Source organism: Burkholderia cepacia complex sp. TUM26381 (genome assembly GCF_057439935.1).
In genome coordinates this window covers 13,134-29,016 of record NZ_CM172006.1, presented here as the reverse complement: position 1 = coordinate 29,016, position 15,883 = coordinate 13,134, and the positions used below count along the sequence as shown (strand labels likewise).

Below are 15,883 nucleotides of genomic sequence, written 5' to 3'. Positions count from 1 at the left end.
AGACACCGTCGCGGCGCACTCTTCACGCGCCGATTTCTCGTCTGTCGTCCACGCGAAAGCTAACCGTATTCTTGCCTGAACGCAGCGCGGTTACCGCTGGTTGCAAATCGGGTCGGCACGACGTTTCCGCGCGGCAGCCGCGTTGCGTTTCCGCCATGAAAAAAGGGCGCCGAAGCGCCCTTTCATCGCATGCGTACGCCGTGCTTACAGCGTGCGTCCGAATGCGTTGTGATGCGAATGATGCGTGGACGTCGACGCATGCGCGGGATGGCCATGCGCATGCCCGTGCGTGTGACCGCGGCCCGGCTGCACGCCGGCGCGATCGGCGATCGTGTCCGAGCGGTCGACCGCGCGCGACAGGCCCTTGTCGCGGTCGCCCGCGTGCATGCCGTTCGAGCTGCTCAGCGCCTGGCCGCTCATGTGGCCGCCGGACATGCCGCCCGCGTTGCCGCCCGAGCCGCCTGCGCCATGACCGCCGCCGTTGCCGCCGGCCGCCGCGTAGGCGGACACCGAGCCGAGCGCGAACAGCGCGGCCGTCAGTACGGACAGAGTTCGTTGCTGTTTCATCTTGTGCTCCCTGGAGCGCGTTCGTGTGACTGCATTCTATGAACGCGCAAAATCCGCGCCACACGACGTTGTAAATGATCGTAACGATGCGCGCGCCGCGCATTCGTCGGATCAATCCGGGTCTTGCATGAACGGGGAACGAGGCAGGCGGTGGCGGCGCCGCAGCGCCGCCCCGGTGATGAAGTGCTTACTGCGCCGGCTGCATGCCCTGCACGGCGGCCTTGTGCTGCGCGGCCTGCTCCTGCGCCTGCTTCTTCGCCATGTGGTGGCCGACGATACAGCCGCCGACCGCACCGACGACCGCGTGGTGCCCCGCGTAGTGGCCGGCGACCCCGCCGACCACCGCACCCTTCATGCAGCCCGCCGCGTGCGCGCTGCCGAGCGTTGCGAGCGCAACGACAGCGGCGGCGGCGCACAGCCTGATGTGTCGAATGGGCATCATGTTGTCACTCTCCTCTCGTGGTGATCAGTCGGGCCGCTTAGTCCCAGCGGCCGCCGCGCCAGCCGCCGCGGTCGCGCCACTCGTGCTCGCGCCATTCACGGCGGCGCCACTCGTGTTCGCGCCATTCGCGCTGACGCCAGCCATCGCCGCGCCAGCCGTCATCGCGGTAGCCGACCGGCGCGTACATGACGGGCGGCGGCGGCGCGACGTAGACCGGTGCGGGCGCCGCGTAGACGCCCGGCACGCCGATGCCGACCGACAGGTCGACGTGGGCCGACGCGACACCCGAAGCTGCCAGCGCCGCTACACCGAGAACTGCACCGAGAATAAGTTTCTTGCTCATCTCGCGACTCCCTGCACGTGTCGTGCGTCATGTGAATACGGTTCGGAGTCTAGGCACCGGACACGGACACAGGTGAAACGGGTATGCGAGACAGGTAACGGACGTTTACGGATGCCCACAAAGCCTTGCGGGACAAGGGAGAGGTCGCACTCGAAACACCGTTGCAGCGGTGCATCGAGCCGGTAAAAAAGGAAGATTCGGCACGAAACCGGGCGATTCGATCGGGCTCGCCGGCATGCGCGGAAAGTGAACCGCCCGCGCCGTGCGGCACGAGCGGTTCGCAACAGCAGGCGTTACGCGCGGATATCGTCGACGCTGCGCAGCCAATGCAGGCTGAACAGGTTGTCCGCGTCGGTCCACACGGTATCGGGCTCGAATCCAGCACGGCGCGCGATCGCGTGGAAGCCGTCGATCGTGAACTTGTGCGAGTTCTCCGTGTGGATGCGCTCGCCGGCTTCGAAGCGGAATGCGTGGCCGCGCACATGCACCGTTTGCGCGATGTCGCTGACGAGATGCATTTCGATGCGCTGCCGCTCGCGATCGTAGAACGCGCAATGCGAGAACGCATCGACGTCGAAATCCGCGCCAAGCTCCGCGTTCGCACGCACCAGCAGGTTCAGGTTGAACTGCGCGGTGACGCCCTGCGCATCGTTGTACGCGTCGTGCAGCGTGCGCTCGTCCTTCACGAGATCGGCGCCCACCAGCAGGCCGCCGCCGCGCAGCAGCCGCGCGGCATCGCGCAGGAACGCGTCGGCTTCTTCCGGCGAGAAGTTGCCGATCGTCGAGCCGGGAAAGAAGCCGATCCGCCGCCTCGGCGTCTCGGTCAGCTCGGCCAGCTGCTCGGCCTTCGTGTAGTCGGCCGCGAGCGGCGCGACGTCGAGCCACGGATAGGCCGATCGCAGCCGCGCGGCCGCGCCGTGCAGGTAATCGGCCGAGATGTCGACCGGCACGTAGCGTGCCGGCGCGTTCGCATAGTTGCCCGCGAACGCGTCGAGCAGCACGCGGATCTTCTCGAGCGAGCCGGCGCCGAATTCGACGATGTCCGCATGCGGGCCGACGCGCCGCACGATCTCGGCCGCGCGATCGCGCAGAATGCCGAGCTCGGTGCGCGTCGGATAGTACTCGGGCAGTTCGCAGATGCGATCGAACAGCGCGGAGCCGGCCGTATCGTAGAAGTATTTCGGCGAAATGCTGCGCGGCGTGCGCGACAGTCCGTCGATCAGGTCGCGCTCGAACGCGCTCGGCCGCGAATCGCGGGCGGGTTGCTGGCCACCGCTCGTGGCCGTCTGGTCAGACGTCTCGCGCAAGTCGCACCCCCGTGAATTGCCAGCGTGCCGCCGGCGGAAAGAAATTGCGGTACGTCGGCCGTTCGTGCCCCGGCGGCGTCGCGATGCTGCTGCCGCGCAGGACCTGCTGGCCGACCATGAACTTGCCGTTGTATTCGGCCGCGACGCCCGCGAGCGGCCGAAAGCCCGGATACGGCTCGTAGGACGAACGCGTCCACTGCCATACGTGCCCGAGCATCTGCTGGATGCCTTCGGCGGGGAACGCGGTTTCCCATTCGAATTCGGTCGGCAGCCGCGCGCCGGCCCATTCCGCATACGCGGCCGCTTCGTAGAAGCTCACGTGGCACACCGGTGCATCGGGCGCGAGCGGTTCGACGCCGTGCAGGCCGAACGTGCGCCGCACGCGCGTGGCGGCTGCATCGTCGTCGTCGGGCATCCAGTACGCGGGCCCTTGCCACCCTTCCCGCTGCACCGTGGCCCAGCCGTCCGACAGCCAGAACTCGGGGCGCACATAGCCGCCGTCGGCGACGAATGCCGCGAATTCCGCATTCGTCACGAGACGGTTCGCAATCTCGTACGGCCGCACGAGCGCCGTGTGGCGCGGCCGTTCGTTGTCGAACGAGAACGCGTCGCCGTCGTGGCCGATCTCGACGAGCCCGCCCGGCTGATGCAGCCAGCGCTGCGCGCCGGCGTCACCCGCGGCCATTGCGTCGCCGTCCATCCCGTTGCGCGGCCGGAACGCCGGCTTCAGCGGATTGCACGAGAACGCATGCAGCATGTCGGTGACGATCAGTTCCTGGTGCTGCTGCTCGTGGTGCAGGCCGAGCACGACCTCGGGCGCGATCGCATCGAGCAGCGCCGCATCGGCGCCGGCCAGCGCGCGCAGCATCGCGTCGTCGACGTATTGCCGGTACGCATGCACCTCGTCGAGCGACGGGCGCGTGAGCAGCCCGCGCTGCGGCCGCGGATGGCGCGGGCCGAGCGCTTCGTAATAGGAATTGAAGAGGAACTGGAACGCGTCGTCGAACGGCGCGTAGCCGGGCACGCGGCGCATCAGCACGACGGTTTCGAAGAACCAGGTCGTATGCGCGAGATGCCATTTCGTCGGACTCGCGTCGGGCATCGACTGCACGGCCTGGTCTTCGGCGGACAGCGTCGCGGTCAACGCGACGCTATGGGTGCGCACGTCCTGGTAACGGCGCTGAAGCTGTGATGCAAGGAGGCTCATCGGTTTACCGTCCACGTCGCGATTCGCTGCGTTGCGTTGCCGGAAAAGGGAAAGCCTTGCGCGTGATGCGCGCGGCTGACGTGCGACCTGCTGCTGCGTCGACGGGCAGCCGGCGCGCGCGCCGGGCCGCAGATGCGGCGTCACTTCATCTGCCCGTGCAGAACAGTATGGGCCAGAAATGTGAATGCTGCGAATCGGGATGCCGGCGAAACACGGTCGAAAGAAAAATGAAAGTGTCGGTTTCGCATGTGTCGGAGGCGTGACGACGCGGGGATGCCTGTCCGGGCGGGCTTTGCCGCGTGCCGGCCTGCGCGGGTGGCTACTGACGGCCCATGACAGCCGCGCGGCGCGCGAGTTTGTCTGATGAACGCTGTCGTGCGCGGTCATCGGCATGGCGTCGAACCGCTCCGCCCTTCACTTGCGATCCGCATCCACACGCGCTTCAAGAATTTTTTGTGCCGATGTCACACATGCGGGGGGCTCGCTCGTCATATCGCCGGAACCCACACGAAAGGAGAAGGAACCATGACTGCGAAACTCAATCCGTTTGCCGCCGCCCCCGCACTGATGAAGAGCTGGATGACCGTGTCGGTCGCCGCTGCCGGGAGCCTCGAGCCGACGCTGATCGAGCTGGTCAAGATCCGCGCATCGCAGATCAACGCGTGCGCGAACTGCATTAACATGCACACCGCCGAGGCGCGCGAGCAAGGCGAGACCGAGCAGCGCATCTACCTGCTCGCCGCGTGGCGCGAGGCACCCTGCTACACCGACCGCGAACGCGCGGCGCTCGCGTGGACCGAAGCGCTCACGCGGCTGTCGGAGGGCCACGCGGCGCACGAAGCGGCCTACTCGGCGCTGAACGACCATTTCAGCCAGGAGGAACAGGTGAAACTCACGCTGATGATCAACGTGATCAACGGCTGGAACCGGCTCGCCGTCGGCTTCGGGCTGTGGATCGAGCCGGCCGATGCGAAGGCCGCCGCCGCGAAGATGGTGGCCTGATGACGAACCTCGACCCGGCCAAGGGCAGCGCCGAAGCACGGGCCGACGCGGCGGCGAGCTTCGACCCGCTGCGTCGCACGCTGATCCGCGTCGCATACCGGATGCTCGGTTCCGTCGCGGATGCCGAGGACATGGTGCAGGACGCGTTCATCCGCTGGATGGACGTCGACCGTACCGAGGTGCGCGTACCCGAGGCGTTCCTGCGCCGCATGGTGATGCGCATGTGCCTCGATCAGCTGAAGTCTGCGCGGCATCAGCGCGAGACCTATATCGGCCCGTGGCTGCCCGAGCCGGTCGTCGAGGAAGATGAACAGGAAGACGTCACGCTCCCGCTGCTGCTCGCGCTCGAACGGCTCTCGCCGCTCGAACGCGCGGCGTTCCTGCTGCACGACGTGTTCGGCCTCGAGTTCGACGAAGTGGCCACGACGATCCAGCGCGATGCGGCCGCGTGCCGGCAGCTCGCCGCGCGGGCGCGTACCCACGTGCGCGAGGCGCGGCCGCGGTTTCATGTCGAGAAGCAGCGCGGGATCGAACTGGCCGAGGCGTTCTTCGCGGCGTCACGCAGCGGCGACATGCGCACGCTCGGCGCGATGCTCGCCGAGGACGTGAGCCTGCATTCCGATGGCGGCGGCAAGCGCACGGCGGCCGGCAAGCCGGTGTTCGGCTTCGAACCGGTGATGAAGGTGCACGAGTACCTGGCCGGGCTGTTCGCGACGCATGCGTCGAAACTCGTGCGGGCCGGGTTCATCAACGGGCTGCCGGGGTTCGTCACGCTGGAAGCGGACGGCGAGCTGCAGACCACTGCGCTCGAGATCGACGACGGGAAGATCGTCGCGATCTATGTCGTGCGGAATCCTGACAAGTTGAAGCATCTGCATTGAGTGCGGCTGCCGTGCGCCAGCACGGCGTGGCCGCCCTCCACTCGCGCCTTCCTGCTTTCGCCGCCCAGCTTTGCCGGTCGCCCGTTACTACATCGCGACGACGACGTTGCGAAAGAAGATCATCAGGAGGCCGAGCATCGGCGTGGCGATCGCGAAGCCCGTCGCCGCAAGCCAGTTCGTGCCGCCTTGCGCCTCCAGCAGCGCAAGAAACGATTCGCGGGATGTCGCGTTCGGGCGCAGCTTCTCGATCCTGCGTTCGACGTGCGTCTTGAAGATGCCGTTCCCGTACCAGCCGAGCGACACCGCGATCCCGATCGTGACCGGGTCGAGCGTGCTCGATTCGAAGTATCTCGGGAAGTACAGCAGCTCGACCAGCGTGATGCCGAGCGTGACGCCCAGCACCGCGGCCGCCTGCCAGTACATGCATCGATAGGCCATCCAGACCGGGCCCAGGAAGCACGCGGCCCAGTTCCACGACTGCCGGCTCTTGCGCGATTCGGCGATCGCCCATTTTCGTTCGAACCAGCCGGCGTTCTTGCCGACGTATGCGGTGACTTCGTCGTTGCTCGCGGACGATGCGGCGGTCGTGACCTCGGACATGGTCGTGTGCTCTCGGTTGCGCGGCGCGCGCGTTGTTGTTTTGATGCGGTGGAAATCGGGCGACGCGAGGTGCAGCCGCTTCGACATGCACACGATTCTACTCGCCGCGCAATGGCGGTTGTATGGCGGGTCGGGATGTCGGTGACGATGCGAGGCCGGGCCGTGTGTCGCGCAACGCATCGGGGCACCCTGCGCTGTTTCGGACCGGAAAAGAAAAACGCCACGCGATGTTGCCGCGTGGCGTTTGTATGTTTGGCGAGCCGCATTGCCTGTAGGCAAGTTGTGCTGCCGGACCCCTTCATTTTGTTCGTTGGTAGGCTCGATTGGATTCGAACCAACGACCCCCACCATGTCAAGGTGGTGCTCTAACCAACTGAGCTACGAGCCTAAGAAGCCGCGAATTATAGAGAGGGTTTTGGAGGAGCACAAGCCCCTTCGTGAAAATTTTTTGAATCGGCGCGTGCGGACGCTGACGATCGATGGTGCCTGGCGATGCCGGGCACGTTGCCTTCACCTGTTCGCGTCACAGCAAAACGCGTCGGTGTGGAGTGAGGTTATCCACATTGCCCTCTGGATAACCGTCCGGCAAGCCTCTGGATTCACAGTGGAACGATTGAGGATATGTCGGCGAGTCTGTGAATCGACGAAAAGTTGTTCTGTGCTGCGCGGAGCTGTTCACGTGCCACGCCCATGGTTATGCATCCGGCTTCGTGTTGAAAATTCAGTGCGTTACGGAGGTTATCCACTGTGGGGCACAGCGCTTGTTAACTATCACTACGTATATATACGAACCCTGTTAACACCTTTGGATAAGCACAGTCCGTCGACTGTGATCCGTGCAGGATATGCACGGCGTGCAGCGAACAGAGGAACGAATCGGGAAGCTGTGAAGCGCGTGGGTGATGCGTGAGCCGTCATGTCTGTAGAATCGCCGGCATCCAGGATGCAAAGGCCCGGTGGACCGGCTCACGGCACATGACCGATTCTTCGTTGACCCAACTCGACGCGCTCGATATCGACACAGTCGTGTACCGGATGCAGCAACATCCGGGCGACATCGTGTTCGAGCAACGCGTGTCGATCCCGGAAGCCGACGTTCTGTGTTGCCGCTACAAGGGTGAGCGATTCAACGTGAAGTTCGATCTCGACTACCGGGTGTTTGTCGATCGTGTCGGGAAGCTCTCTGACGAAGACTTCGCGGAGATCGTTAGATGGCTCACGAAGGAGGCAGGATGATCACAGCGAACGACACTGGGCGAAGCGCGCGATGAAGGCCCCTGTCGATGAGATGCTGGTGACGGACATTGCCGGCCACGTTGCGGTTGTCGTGACCGACGTCTCGGCTGCCGCAGATGGGCTGATCCGGTTGGGCTTTGCTCGGCATTCCGATCGCTGGGAACGAGCGATCGCAGACGACAACGACCGCCAGGCGCTCGTAGCTGCGCTCATCGATCTCGATGCGCTGTTCTCCGCAGGCCGCGACTGGAGCCCGCAGGCGCTCGTCGAGTATTACCGCGAGATCGGCGGCGTTCGACGCGGGTACCGCTCGGTTGCATGGCGCGGGCCGGCGCAATACGTCATCGAACGGCATGACTGAATCACGCGAGCTGCGGCAAGCGCCGCAGACCAGCATGAATCCGTGATGCGTGGAGAGCACGATGAGCAAGCTGAATTTCGGCACGGTCGAACGATATTCCGTCCAGCTCAATACCGCGACGGTGCTCGGCCTGAAGCTCGCCTATGAGGATTTTGCGAAGGCCGGGCAGGGTCTGCCCAACGTCGAGATCTGCATCGAGGACAGAAGGGCATCGATGGCGGACCCGGAGCCCGACGACGCCGTCATCGCCGTCAGATTCCCCGCTAAGCTGATTCCACGCATGCGCGGACTGGGCAACGCGAACCGGCTTGGGAAGTCGATCGAATACGCCATCTCGCCGGAAACGGGTGAAGTCCCTCGGGGTATTCGGGATGAAATGACTCGATCGCCGATATCGTTCGATACGCGCGCAGCATCGGCCTGGCATGTGAATAACCGATTCGCAAACAGCGGTGAACGCAGGGGGATGCGTCGGTGGGCATCCGCGTGGAACGCCGAGTCCTCGCAAACCATCGATGCAAAAGGCGTTCGATTGTGGACAACCACCCCGAAGAACACTCGAAACGCTGTGCAAACCACGGGTGAGCGAGATCGGCATGGCGGGAATGGTGTGCGGCAGTCGCGTGTGGACATCCTGCTCTCATCCGACTCGAAATGCTGTGCAGTCGAGCGGTGAGGGGGCGCGTCTTCGGCGACATGCACGGAGATTCCGATACCGGGCTGCGACGTGCCGATCCGGGAGGGCTGCACCGGTCTGCTGATACGATGGCAGCTCGAGAGGCCGGTTCATAGCCAGATAACACCAATCAAAGAGGCGGGAAGACTATGCACGGATTGCTTGCGCGAATGCGGGGCGCGACGAAATTGCCGTTCCTGAGCGCGAAGCGCAAGTCGTTTTCAATGCGGTTGTCGACGCTGCTTCTGGCGGCCACGATCGGCACCGGTGCGCAGGCGGTCACGAACGACCCCAGAATCATCGTCGGCCCTTACTATCCCTGGGTGCAGTTCGATGCACATCGCTCGTTGGAGCTTGCGCCGATCCTGATTCCACGCACCAACTTCTCCGAGCGTGCCGAGTGGCGCTTTGTCGATGACGCGCGCCACATTTCGACGTTTTTTCCCGACGAAAGCGACTTGCAGTACACCACCTTTCGGACGGACGATCCTGAGACGATCGTATTGCTCGGCGGAGTGTTCCGTAGTCGCCGATGTAATGGCGAGTGGTCCAGCAACATTCCCTGTCCGCTTGTCAATGTGTTTCTTTCGCAGGATGGCGGCCGGCACTTTCTCAAGCGCGGCGTGATACTGCCGCCGATCAAATACTCGGTAGGTAACTGGTCTCCGGGGCCGCGTCTTCCGATTCCTGTCATCCTCGTCCGGCATGGCGTTCTCTATCTGATCGTGAGCAATGACGACGCCAGGCCGCGTGTGCTCGGTGACGACTATCCGGGAAACATTGGCGTACCTGTGAAGTGGGGCGACCGGATGGGACTCCGCTATACCTGGCCGGAGGATTACCTTCCGCTTTGGGACTGGCGGATGTGGTCCGAGAGACCCCACCCCTGGAAGGCGCAGCCCGCGTACGTTTACGCGGTCGAATTGCCGCAAGCGGAGGCGGCGCCGGCCGATGAGGTGCCGCTGTCGGAACACCCGACGCGTGTCGAACAGGTCTGTAGCTGGCGGCGCATGAAGGCCAGATCGTCCGGGTTGCCGCCGTTGAACGCAGTGGCGGTGGTCGGGAGCCGGCTGGATGCGTTCGGCGAGCTGCCTGCTTTCGAGATGCCCATGAAGGCACCCTATTCGACGCTCGCGTTGATCCGGGCGTCTTATAACGAAGACAACCGCGCCCGGCTGTTGCAGGACATGCAGGCCGATTATCCGGACTGGGTGGCCTCGCAACAGCCGGTTGCGCGACTGTTTCCGGAGATGCGGGCACCGCAGGGCAATACGGCGAAGGTGAACGATTCCGACATTCAGTGCGTGCCATGAGTGTCGACATCAGCCGTCTGGATCGAGGACGCGACGATGTGTGGGGCGCACTTCGAACGGTGCAGGAACGCACCGGCCATCGTGGTGAAAATGCTGCTGTGTGCAGGGGCGGCTGGTCGTTTGCGTAAGCGGATTCGCGTGCATGCGCCAGTCCGATTGTTGTTCGAGCGCGGTCGGCATGACGGCTTGTGGATATCCGGCTCCCGAACGACTCGCATCGCTGTGCCCGACCACGGTGAGCGATTCGGGCGATGACAGCGCGTGGCGACCGTCGTGATCGATGTGGATATCTCGTTCCGAGACGACTGGAAACCCTGTGATTTCAAGGGTGAGGGCGCAGAGCCCGTTCCGGTGTGGACAACCGTCCAGGGAAGTCAGTCGAAACGCTGTGCAGGCGAATGGTGAGCGTGAGCGCGCCCAACCAGCAAAGCCGCATCCTTCCGGGCACTGGCGGCTACCATCGACCGCCAGCCGGGCGCGCATCGTACCACTCAAGTCTGCTGATCGAGCGCCTGCACGACTGCCTTCTCCCCAAGACTCCCGGCCGGCCCGACCACGGCATAGTTGAGCCCGTTCACCGATCCATACCGCGCCAGCAACGCGCCATCCACGCGTTGCCCGGCCGGCAGCAGCCGATGTTCCGATTCCGCGGGACGGAGATAGAAGCTCAGCGTCCGCCCGGCCTCGTCTTCATAGAGCACCATCGCAGCCGTGGCCCCGCTGTCCGTCGTGAACAGCCGCCCGCCAACCGGCCTGAACCCCGCCGCGCTCAAATCCGGCAGCCTCGCCGAGGCGCCCACGCGTTTGGTGAGCCACCCCTGCAGATCGCCCGCACCGGTCGGCCGGTAATCGACCTTGGCCGTCTGATCGACCACCATCATCCGGTAAGCCTGGATTGCATCGCTCATCGGCGCGATGGGCGGCGCGGCGTTCCAGCCGCGCGCCTGCCACCCGCCCAGCGTCCCCAGCCCGACGCAGAACACGAACGAAGCTGCGACCGCAAACCGCATCCGCGAGCGTTCCGCCCGCCGGCCGCGAATCGCCGCCGGATCCAGCGCGGGGTTATCGGCCGGCATCCGCACGCTCTCCAGCGCGGCCCGCAACCGCTGCGCATCCTGCTGCCATTGCTTCACCTGTTCGGCGCGCTCCGGATGCAGCGCGAGATAGCGCTCGACTGCGGCGCGCGCCTCGTCGTCGAGCTGGCCGTCGACGTAGGCCTGAAGGTCGTGTTCGTTCGGAGGCGTGTTCATTTCTTCATCAACCGGAGAGAAGGAGCAGGAAGCTCGCCGTCGCTGAGCTGGCGCAGCGCCTGGCGCGCGCGGGAGAGCCGCGACATCACGGTGCCGATCGGCACCTCGAGCAGGTCGGCGACTTCCTGATAGGTGAAGCCCTCGACCGCGACGAGCAGCAGCAGGCTGCGTTGCTCGTCGGAGAGCCGGCCGAACGCTTCGAGCGTCGCGCGCGCCGTGAATTCGCGTTCGGCGGACGGCCAGTGCGCTTCGTCGTCGTCGCGGATCCGGCCAAGCAGCCAGTTGTAGCGCTTCGCGCTGCGCTTCCCGTCGAGAAACTGCCGGTACAGGATCGTGAAGAGCCAGCTGCGCAGCGACGCGTCGTCGCGACGGCTCGTCCAGCGCGACAGCGCGCGCTCGAGCGTCGACTGGACGAGATCGTCGGCCGCGTGGACGTCGCGCGCCAGCCAGAGCGCGAAGCGTCGCAGCCTGGGGATGAGTTCGCGCAGTGCGTCGTCGTCGAGGGCGGTGGAGGGCATGGCCGGGCCGGTTGCCGAATGGGTCGAGATGCCGCGTAGGACGCCGGGCGGCACCGATTATTCCCTCGAGCATACGAAAAAAATTTCCGTGGAATAAAGCGGCGCGGGCGGCGTCCTACGCGCGTTCGACAATGATCTGACGATCGGGAGCGCATTCATGAAGCAATCTTCCTCTTCTTCGCCGCAGCGCGAGCCTGGGCGCGGGTGGTGGCGCTGGGCCGTGATCGGCGGCGCGGTGGCCGGCGTGGCCGTCGCGTTCGGCTACGCAGGCGGCTGGCTTGCGCCGGCGCGTCTGACCCCGCAGCGGCTCGTCGACGCGCTGCAGACCAACAGCGGCATCCATCCCGGCTTCCGGCGCAATCACGCGAAGGGCGTGTGCGTGACCGGTTATTTCGAAGGCAACGGCGCCGCGAGCGCGTATTCGGTCGCGCCGTTCTTCAAGGTGGTGCGCACGCCGGTGGTCGGGCGCTTCGCGTTGCCGGGCGGGAATCCATACGCGCCCGACAGCAGCGTGCCGATCCGCAGTCTTGCGCTGAAGCTCACCGCGCCGGACGGCGAGCAATGGCGGACCGGGATGAACGCGATGCCGGTGTTTCCGGTGGCGACGCCGCAGGCGTTCTACCAGCAGACGCTGGCGACCCGGCCCGATCCGAAGACGGGCAAGCCCGATCCGGCGAAGGTGAAGGCGTTTTTCGGCGCGCATCCGGAGGCGGCCGCGTTCCTGCAATGGGTGAAGGGTGCGAAGCCGAGCGCGAGCTACGTCACCGAAAGCTATTACGGGTTGAACGCGTTCTACTTCGTCGACGCGGTCGGCAAGCGCCAGGCGGTGCGGTGGCGCGTCGTGCCGGAGCAGACGGCCGGCGCCGGGGATGTCGCGACGGCCGGGGATCCGAACGTGCTTCAGCAGGACGTGACGCAGCGCATCGCGGCCGGTGCGCAGAAGTGGAAGCTGCTGGTCACGCTGGCGGAGCCCGGCGACCCGGTGGACGACGCGACGAAAATCTGGCCCGCGCAGCGCACGACGATCGATGCGGGCACGCTGGTGCTCGACCGCGTGGAGGCGCAGGACAGCGGGCCGTGCCGTGACGTGAATTACGACCCGACGGTGCTGCCGCAGGGGATTCAGGTGTCGGGCGATCCGTTGCTGGCGGCGCGGTCGGCGGCGTATGCGGATTCGTATCTGCGACGCACGAGCGAAGAGGCCGGAGTGGCCGGCGTGGCGCGATTGAGTGGGGAGGGGCGATGATGAAGGCTTCGACGACGTTTAGCTTGCCGGCGCGGGTGCTGCATTGGGTGATGGCGGCGATGATCCTCGCGATGCTGTTCATCGGGGTGGGGATGGTGGCGTCCGTTTCCGGGCGGCACGAGATCCTGGTGGCGATTCACAAGCCGCTGGGCGTGGCCGTGCTGGTGCTCGTGTGCATGCGGATCGTGGTGCGGGTGCTGTCGAAGCCGCCGGCGCTGCCCGAGGATCTGCCGTGGTGGCAGAAGGTGGCCGCGCACGGGTCGCATCTCGTGCTGTATGCGCTGATGGTGGCGATGCCGCTGATCGGGTGGGCGATGCTGTCGGCGGGCGGCTATCCGGTGACGCTGGGCGGTGGCGTGCAGCTGCCGGCGATCGTTTCGGCTGATCCGGTCACGTTCGCCTGGCTCAGGGTTGCGCATCGCGTGCTGGCCTATCTGTTCTTCCTGACGTTCCTCGCGCACTTTGCGGCGGCGCTGTATCACGGGCTGATTCGGCGGGACGGCGTGGTGAGGGCGATGGTGGGGCGGTGATCGACGCAAGATTGCGTTCGCGGCGGCGGGGGCTGTTCACGGGTGACCGAGGCGGCTTCCGCCGTGCCGCCTATATATGAGCACTGAGGGAGGCTCAGCCGCCCCCGGCACGGCATGTCAAAAATATTTCACAAAGGGGGTTGCGGAGATGGAGGCAGGTGCTTAGAATCACGCCTCTTTCGCGCTAACGGAAACGCAGCGCGGGGGAAAGAAGGGAAGCGGTGCTGTTGAAGTTGGTTTTAACAACTCCAGTGCACACGAAATTAAACCGCAGTCGTCGCAACGAAGTAGTTAAAAAAGTTGTTGACGAGTTTTAAAAAACGGTTGATAATCTCGCTTCTCTGCTGCTGAAAACGCAGCGCTGCTGAGAAACACGAAGTTTCTCGCAGAATGCTCTTTAAAAATTAACAGCCGATAAGTGTGGGCGCTTGATGGAAGCGAGCTGATCCTCGGATCAGATAGCGAAAGTATCAAGAGTCTCACACTAAAGTAAGTCAGGTTTATGAAGTGATTCATATTCCTGTCAGCTTTGAGTGAGCGACCGGTTCTTAACCGAACCGAAAACAGTAACAGGTTTAAACTGAAGAGTTTGATCCTGGCTCAGATTGAACGCTGGCGGCATGCCTTACACATGCAAGTCGAACGGCAGCACGGGTGCTTGCACCTGGTGGCGAGTGGCGAACGGGTGAGTAATACATCGGAACATGTCCTGTAGTGGGGGATAGCCCGGCGAAAGCCGGATTAATACCGCATACGATCTACGGATGAAAGCGGGGGACCTTCGGGCCTCGCGCTATAGGGTTGGCCGATGGCTGATTAGCTAGTTGGTGGGGTAAAGGCCTACCAAGGCGACGATCAGTAGCTGGTCTGAGAGGACGACCAGCCACACTGGGACTGAGACACGGCCCAGACTCCTACGGGAGGCAGCAGTGGGGAATTTTGGACAATGGGCGAAAGCCTGATCCAGCAATGCCGCGTGTGTGAAGAAGGCCTTCGGGTTGTAAAGCACTTTTGTCCGGAAAGAAATCCTTGGCCCTAATACGGTCGGGGGATGACGGTACCGGAAGAATAAGCACCGGCTAACTACGTGCCAGCAGCCGCGGTAATACGTAGGGTGCGAGCGTTAATCGGAATTACTGGGCGTAAAGCGTGCGCAGGCGGTTTGCTAAGACCGATGTGAAATCCCCGGGCTCAACCTGGGAACTGCATTGGTGACTGGCAGGCTAGAGTATGGCAGAGGGGGGTAGAATTCCACGTGTAGCAGTGAAATGCGTAGAGATGTGGAGGAATACCGATGGCGAAGGCAGCCCCCTGGGCCAATACTGACGCTCATGCACGAAAGCGTGGGGAGCAAACAGGATTAGATACCCTGGTAGTCCACGCCCTAAACGATGTCAACTAGTTGTTGGGGATTCATTTCCTTAGTAACGTAGCTAACGCGTGAAGTTGACCGCCTGGGGAGTACGGTCGCAAGATTAAAACTCAAAGGAATTGACGGGGACCCGCACAAGCGGTGGATGATGTGGATTAATTCGATGCAACGCGAAAAACCTTACCTACCCTTGACATGGTCGGAATCCTGCTGAGAGGTGGGAGTGCTCGAAAGAGAACCGGCGCACAGGTGCTGCATGGCTGTCGTCAGCTCGTGTCGTGAGATGTTGGGTTAAGTCCCGCAACGAGCGCAACCCTTGTCCTTAGTTGCTACGCAAGAGCACTCTAAGGAGACTGCCGGTGACAAACCGGAGGAAGGTGGGGATGACGTCAAGTCCTCATGGCCCTTATGGGTAGGGCTTCACACGTCATACAATGGTCGGAACAGAGGGTTGCCAACCCGCGAGGGGGAGCTAATCCCAGAAAACCGATCGTAGTCCGGATTGCACTCTGCAACTCGAGTGCATGAAGCTGGAATCGCTAGTAATCGCGGATCAGCATGCCGCGGTGAATACGTTCCCGGGTCTTGTACACACCGCCCGTCACACCATGGGAGTGGGTTTTACCAGAAGTGGCTAGTCTAACCGCAAGGAGGACGGTCACCACGGTAGGATTCATGACTGGGGTGAAGTCGTAACAAGGTAGCCGTATCGGAAGGTGCGGCTGGATCACCTCCTTTCTAGAGCTTCTCGCAAAGTTGAGCGCTCACGCTTATCGGCTGTTGATTAAGACAGACTAGCTGTCTGCGGTTAAACCGGTTAAAATGCCGGCCGCATTCAATAATCTTCAATGACAAACATTCGAATGAAGTTTGGTTCGAGTTTTTCTCATTGGCGATTGAGCCAGTCAGAGCGGTACGAAAGTATCGGCTGTCGTTCTTTAACAATCTGGAAGAAGTAAGTAATTTGGATAGCGGAAGCGTCTTGAGATGGACGTGAAAACTATCCGGGTTGTGATTGTATCGATGTATCTC

The 15,883-nt window shown here is 63.5% G+C and carries 16 protein-coding genes, 1 tRNA gene and 1 rRNA gene; 9 read left to right on the top strand and 9 right to left on the bottom strand.

Annotation, left to right across the window (positions count from 1 at the left end; genetic code table 11):
* Window positions 1-204: 204 nt before the first annotated feature.
* From ACWMMN_RS00135 to egtB, 5 genes are all read right to left on the bottom strand, one after another.
* On the bottom strand, window positions 205-567 hold the full coding sequence (locus ACWMMN_RS00135) for a hypothetical protein (protein WP_486422879.1): 363 nt from the start codon (window positions 565-567) through the stop codon (window positions 205-207).
* Between the two features lie 187 nt (window positions 568-754).
* The gene (locus ACWMMN_RS00130; RefSeq protein WP_059232842.1) at window positions 755-1,009 is read right to left on the bottom strand and encodes a hypothetical protein; all 255 of its coding nucleotides are present in this window, start codon (window positions 1,007-1,009) and stop codon (window positions 755-757) included.
* Window positions 1,010-1,046: 37 nt separating this feature from the next.
* Window positions 1,047-1,352, bottom strand: coding sequence for a hypothetical protein (locus ACWMMN_RS00125; RefSeq protein WP_021162263.1), 306 nt, complete (start codon window positions 1,350-1,352; stop codon window positions 1,047-1,049).
* Between the two features lie 293 nt (window positions 1,353-1,645).
* Window positions 1,646-2,659: an L-histidine N(alpha)-methyltransferase gene (gene egtD, locus ACWMMN_RS00120; RefSeq protein WP_342703304.1), complete on the bottom strand. Its 1,014-nt coding sequence runs from the start codon at window positions 2,657-2,659 to the stop codon at window positions 1,646-1,648.
* Window positions 2,643-3,866: an ergothioneine biosynthesis protein EgtB gene (gene egtB / locus ACWMMN_RS00115; protein ID WP_059232844.1), complete on the bottom strand. Its 1,224-nt coding sequence runs from the start codon at window positions 3,864-3,866 to the stop codon at window positions 2,643-2,645. Before egtB ends, egtD begins: the two co-directional genes overlap by 17 nt.
* A 525-nt stretch (window positions 3,867-4,391) precedes the next feature.
* On the opposite strand from egtB, the gene ACWMMN_RS00110 reads away from it, so the two are divergent.
* Together ACWMMN_RS00110 and ACWMMN_RS00105 are read left to right on the top strand one after the other, a co-directional pair.
* Window positions 4,392-4,868 (top strand): carboxymuconolactone decarboxylase family protein, encoded by a 477-nt coding sequence (locus ACWMMN_RS00110; protein ID WP_486422878.1) that lies wholly within the window; start codon window positions 4,392-4,394, stop codon window positions 4,866-4,868.
* Complete coding sequence (locus tag ACWMMN_RS00105) at window positions 4,868-5,749, top strand: sigma-70 family RNA polymerase sigma factor (protein WP_174994595.1); 882 nt, start codon at window positions 4,868-4,870, stop codon at window positions 5,747-5,749. Before ACWMMN_RS00110 ends, ACWMMN_RS00105 begins: the two co-directional genes overlap by 1 nt.
* 87 nt (window positions 5,750-5,836) lie before the next feature.
* On the opposite strand, the gene ACWMMN_RS00100 is transcribed toward ACWMMN_RS00105, so the two are convergent.
* Together ACWMMN_RS00100 and ACWMMN_RS00095 are read right to left on the bottom strand one after the other, a co-directional pair.
* Window positions 5,837-6,349: a DUF2628 domain-containing protein gene (locus ACWMMN_RS00100; protein ID WP_486422877.1), complete on the bottom strand. Its 513-nt coding sequence runs from the start codon at window positions 6,347-6,349 to the stop codon at window positions 5,837-5,839.
* A gap of 311 nt (window positions 6,350-6,660) precedes the next feature.
* A tRNA-Val gene (locus ACWMMN_RS00095) sits at window positions 6,661-6,737 on the bottom strand.
* A 587-nt stretch (window positions 6,738-7,324) separates the two neighbouring features.
* Here ACWMMN_RS00095 and ACWMMN_RS00090 point away from each other — a divergent pair.
* The 4 genes from ACWMMN_RS00090 (at window position 7,325) to ACWMMN_RS00075 (ending at window position 9,935) form a co-directional block, all read left to right on the top strand.
* Entirely contained in the window at window positions 7,325-7,585 is a 261-nt protein-coding gene (locus ACWMMN_RS00090) for a hypothetical protein (protein WP_486422876.1), read from the top strand.
* Between the two features lie 31 nt (window positions 7,586-7,616).
* Window positions 7,617-7,946: a hypothetical protein gene (locus ACWMMN_RS00085; RefSeq protein ID WP_059232848.1), complete on the top strand. Its 330-nt coding sequence runs from the start codon at window positions 7,617-7,619 to the stop codon at window positions 7,944-7,946.
* Window positions 7,947-8,007: 61 nt separating this feature from the next.
* The gene (locus ACWMMN_RS00080) at window positions 8,008-8,622 is read left to right on the top strand and encodes a hypothetical protein (RefSeq protein WP_486422875.1); all 615 of its coding nucleotides are present in this window, start codon (window positions 8,008-8,010) and stop codon (window positions 8,620-8,622) included.
* A 149-nt stretch (window positions 8,623-8,771) separates the two neighbouring features.
* Window positions 8,772-9,935: a hypothetical protein gene (locus tag ACWMMN_RS00075; RefSeq protein ID WP_486422874.1), complete on the top strand. Its 1,164-nt coding sequence runs from the start codon at window positions 8,772-8,774 to the stop codon at window positions 9,933-9,935.
* A 491-nt stretch (window positions 9,936-10,426) separates the two neighbouring features.
* Here the strand turns inward: ACWMMN_RS00075 and ACWMMN_RS00070 are convergent, their stop codons facing one another.
* Together ACWMMN_RS00070 and ACWMMN_RS00065 are read right to left on the bottom strand one after the other, a co-directional pair.
* The gene (locus ACWMMN_RS00070; protein WP_174994600.1) at window positions 10,427-11,185 is read right to left on the bottom strand and encodes an anti-sigma factor family protein; all 759 of its coding nucleotides are present in this window, start codon (window positions 11,183-11,185) and stop codon (window positions 10,427-10,429) included.
* Window positions 11,182-11,703: a sigma-70 family RNA polymerase sigma factor gene (locus ACWMMN_RS00065; RefSeq protein WP_059527789.1), complete on the bottom strand. Its 522-nt coding sequence runs from the start codon at window positions 11,701-11,703 to the stop codon at window positions 11,182-11,184. Before ACWMMN_RS00065 ends, ACWMMN_RS00070 begins: the two co-directional genes overlap by 4 nt.
* A gap of 157 nt (window positions 11,704-11,860) precedes the next feature.
* Here ACWMMN_RS00065 and ACWMMN_RS00060 point away from each other — a divergent pair, with 157 nt between their 5' ends.
* The 3 genes from ACWMMN_RS00060 (at window position 11,861) to ACWMMN_RS00050 (ending at window position 15,589) form a co-directional block, all read left to right on the top strand.
* Window positions 11,861-12,949 (top strand): catalase family peroxidase, encoded by a 1,089-nt coding sequence (locus ACWMMN_RS00060; RefSeq protein ID WP_486422873.1) that lies wholly within the window; start codon window positions 11,861-11,863, stop codon window positions 12,947-12,949.
* On the top strand, window positions 12,946-13,479 hold the full coding sequence (locus ACWMMN_RS00055; protein ID WP_256085403.1) for a cytochrome b: 534 nt from the start codon (window positions 12,946-12,948) through the stop codon (window positions 13,477-13,479). Before ACWMMN_RS00060 ends, ACWMMN_RS00055 begins: the two co-directional genes overlap by 4 nt.
* 577 nt (window positions 13,480-14,056) lie before the next feature.
* Window positions 14,057-15,589, top strand: a 16S ribosomal RNA gene (locus tag ACWMMN_RS00050).
* Window positions 15,590-15,883 lie beyond the last annotated feature (294 nt).

Excerpts from the sequence above, each read along its gene's own strand:
- egtB (WP_059232844.1), bottom strand. The coding sequence starts at position 3,866 with ATGAGCCTCCTTGCATCACAGCTTCAGCGCCGTTACCAGGACGTGCGC.
- ACWMMN_RS00135 (WP_486422879.1), bottom strand. The coding sequence starts at position 567 with ATGAAACAGCAACGAACTCTGTCCGTACTGACGGCCGCGCTGTTCGCG.
- ACWMMN_RS00055 (WP_256085403.1), top strand. The coding sequence starts at position 12,946 with ATGATGAAGGCTTCGACGACGTTTAGCTTGCCGGCGCGGGTGCTGCAT.
- ACWMMN_RS00090 (WP_486422876.1), top strand. The coding sequence starts at position 7,325 with ATGACCGATTCTTCGTTGACCCAACTCGACGCGCTCGATATCGACACA.
- ACWMMN_RS00080 (WP_486422875.1), top strand. The coding sequence starts at position 8,008 with ATGAGCAAGCTGAATTTCGGCACGGTCGAACGATATTCCGTCCAGCTC.
- ACWMMN_RS00100 (WP_486422877.1), bottom strand. The coding sequence starts at position 6,349 with ATGTCCGAGGTCACGACCGCCGCATCGTCCGCGAGCAACGACGAAGTC.
- ACWMMN_RS00065 (WP_059527789.1), bottom strand. The coding sequence starts at position 11,703 with ATGCCCTCCACCGCCCTCGACGACGACGCACTGCGCGAACTCATCCCC.
- ACWMMN_RS00105 (WP_174994595.1), top strand. The coding sequence starts at position 4,868 with ATGACGAACCTCGACCCGGCCAAGGGCAGCGCCGAAGCACGGGCCGAC.
- ACWMMN_RS00110 (WP_486422878.1), top strand. The coding sequence starts at position 4,392 with ATGACTGCGAAACTCAATCCGTTTGCCGCCGCCCCCGCACTGATGAAG.
- ACWMMN_RS00125 (WP_021162263.1), bottom strand. The coding sequence starts at position 1,352 with ATGAGCAAGAAACTTATTCTCGGTGCAGTTCTCGGTGTAGCGGCGCTG.
- ACWMMN_RS00085 (WP_059232848.1), top strand. The coding sequence starts at position 7,617 with ATGAAGGCCCCTGTCGATGAGATGCTGGTGACGGACATTGCCGGCCAC.
- ACWMMN_RS00070 (WP_174994600.1), bottom strand. The coding sequence starts at position 11,185 with ATGAACACGCCTCCGAACGAACACGACCTTCAGGCCTACGTCGACGGC.
- ACWMMN_RS00060 (WP_486422873.1), top strand. The coding sequence starts at position 11,861 with ATGAAGCAATCTTCCTCTTCTTCGCCGCAGCGCGAGCCTGGGCGCGGG.
- ACWMMN_RS00075 (WP_486422874.1), top strand. The coding sequence starts at position 8,772 with ATGCACGGATTGCTTGCGCGAATGCGGGGCGCGACGAAATTGCCGTTC.
- ACWMMN_RS00130 (WP_059232842.1), bottom strand. The coding sequence starts at position 1,009 with ATGATGCCCATTCGACACATCAGGCTGTGCGCCGCCGCCGCTGTCGTT.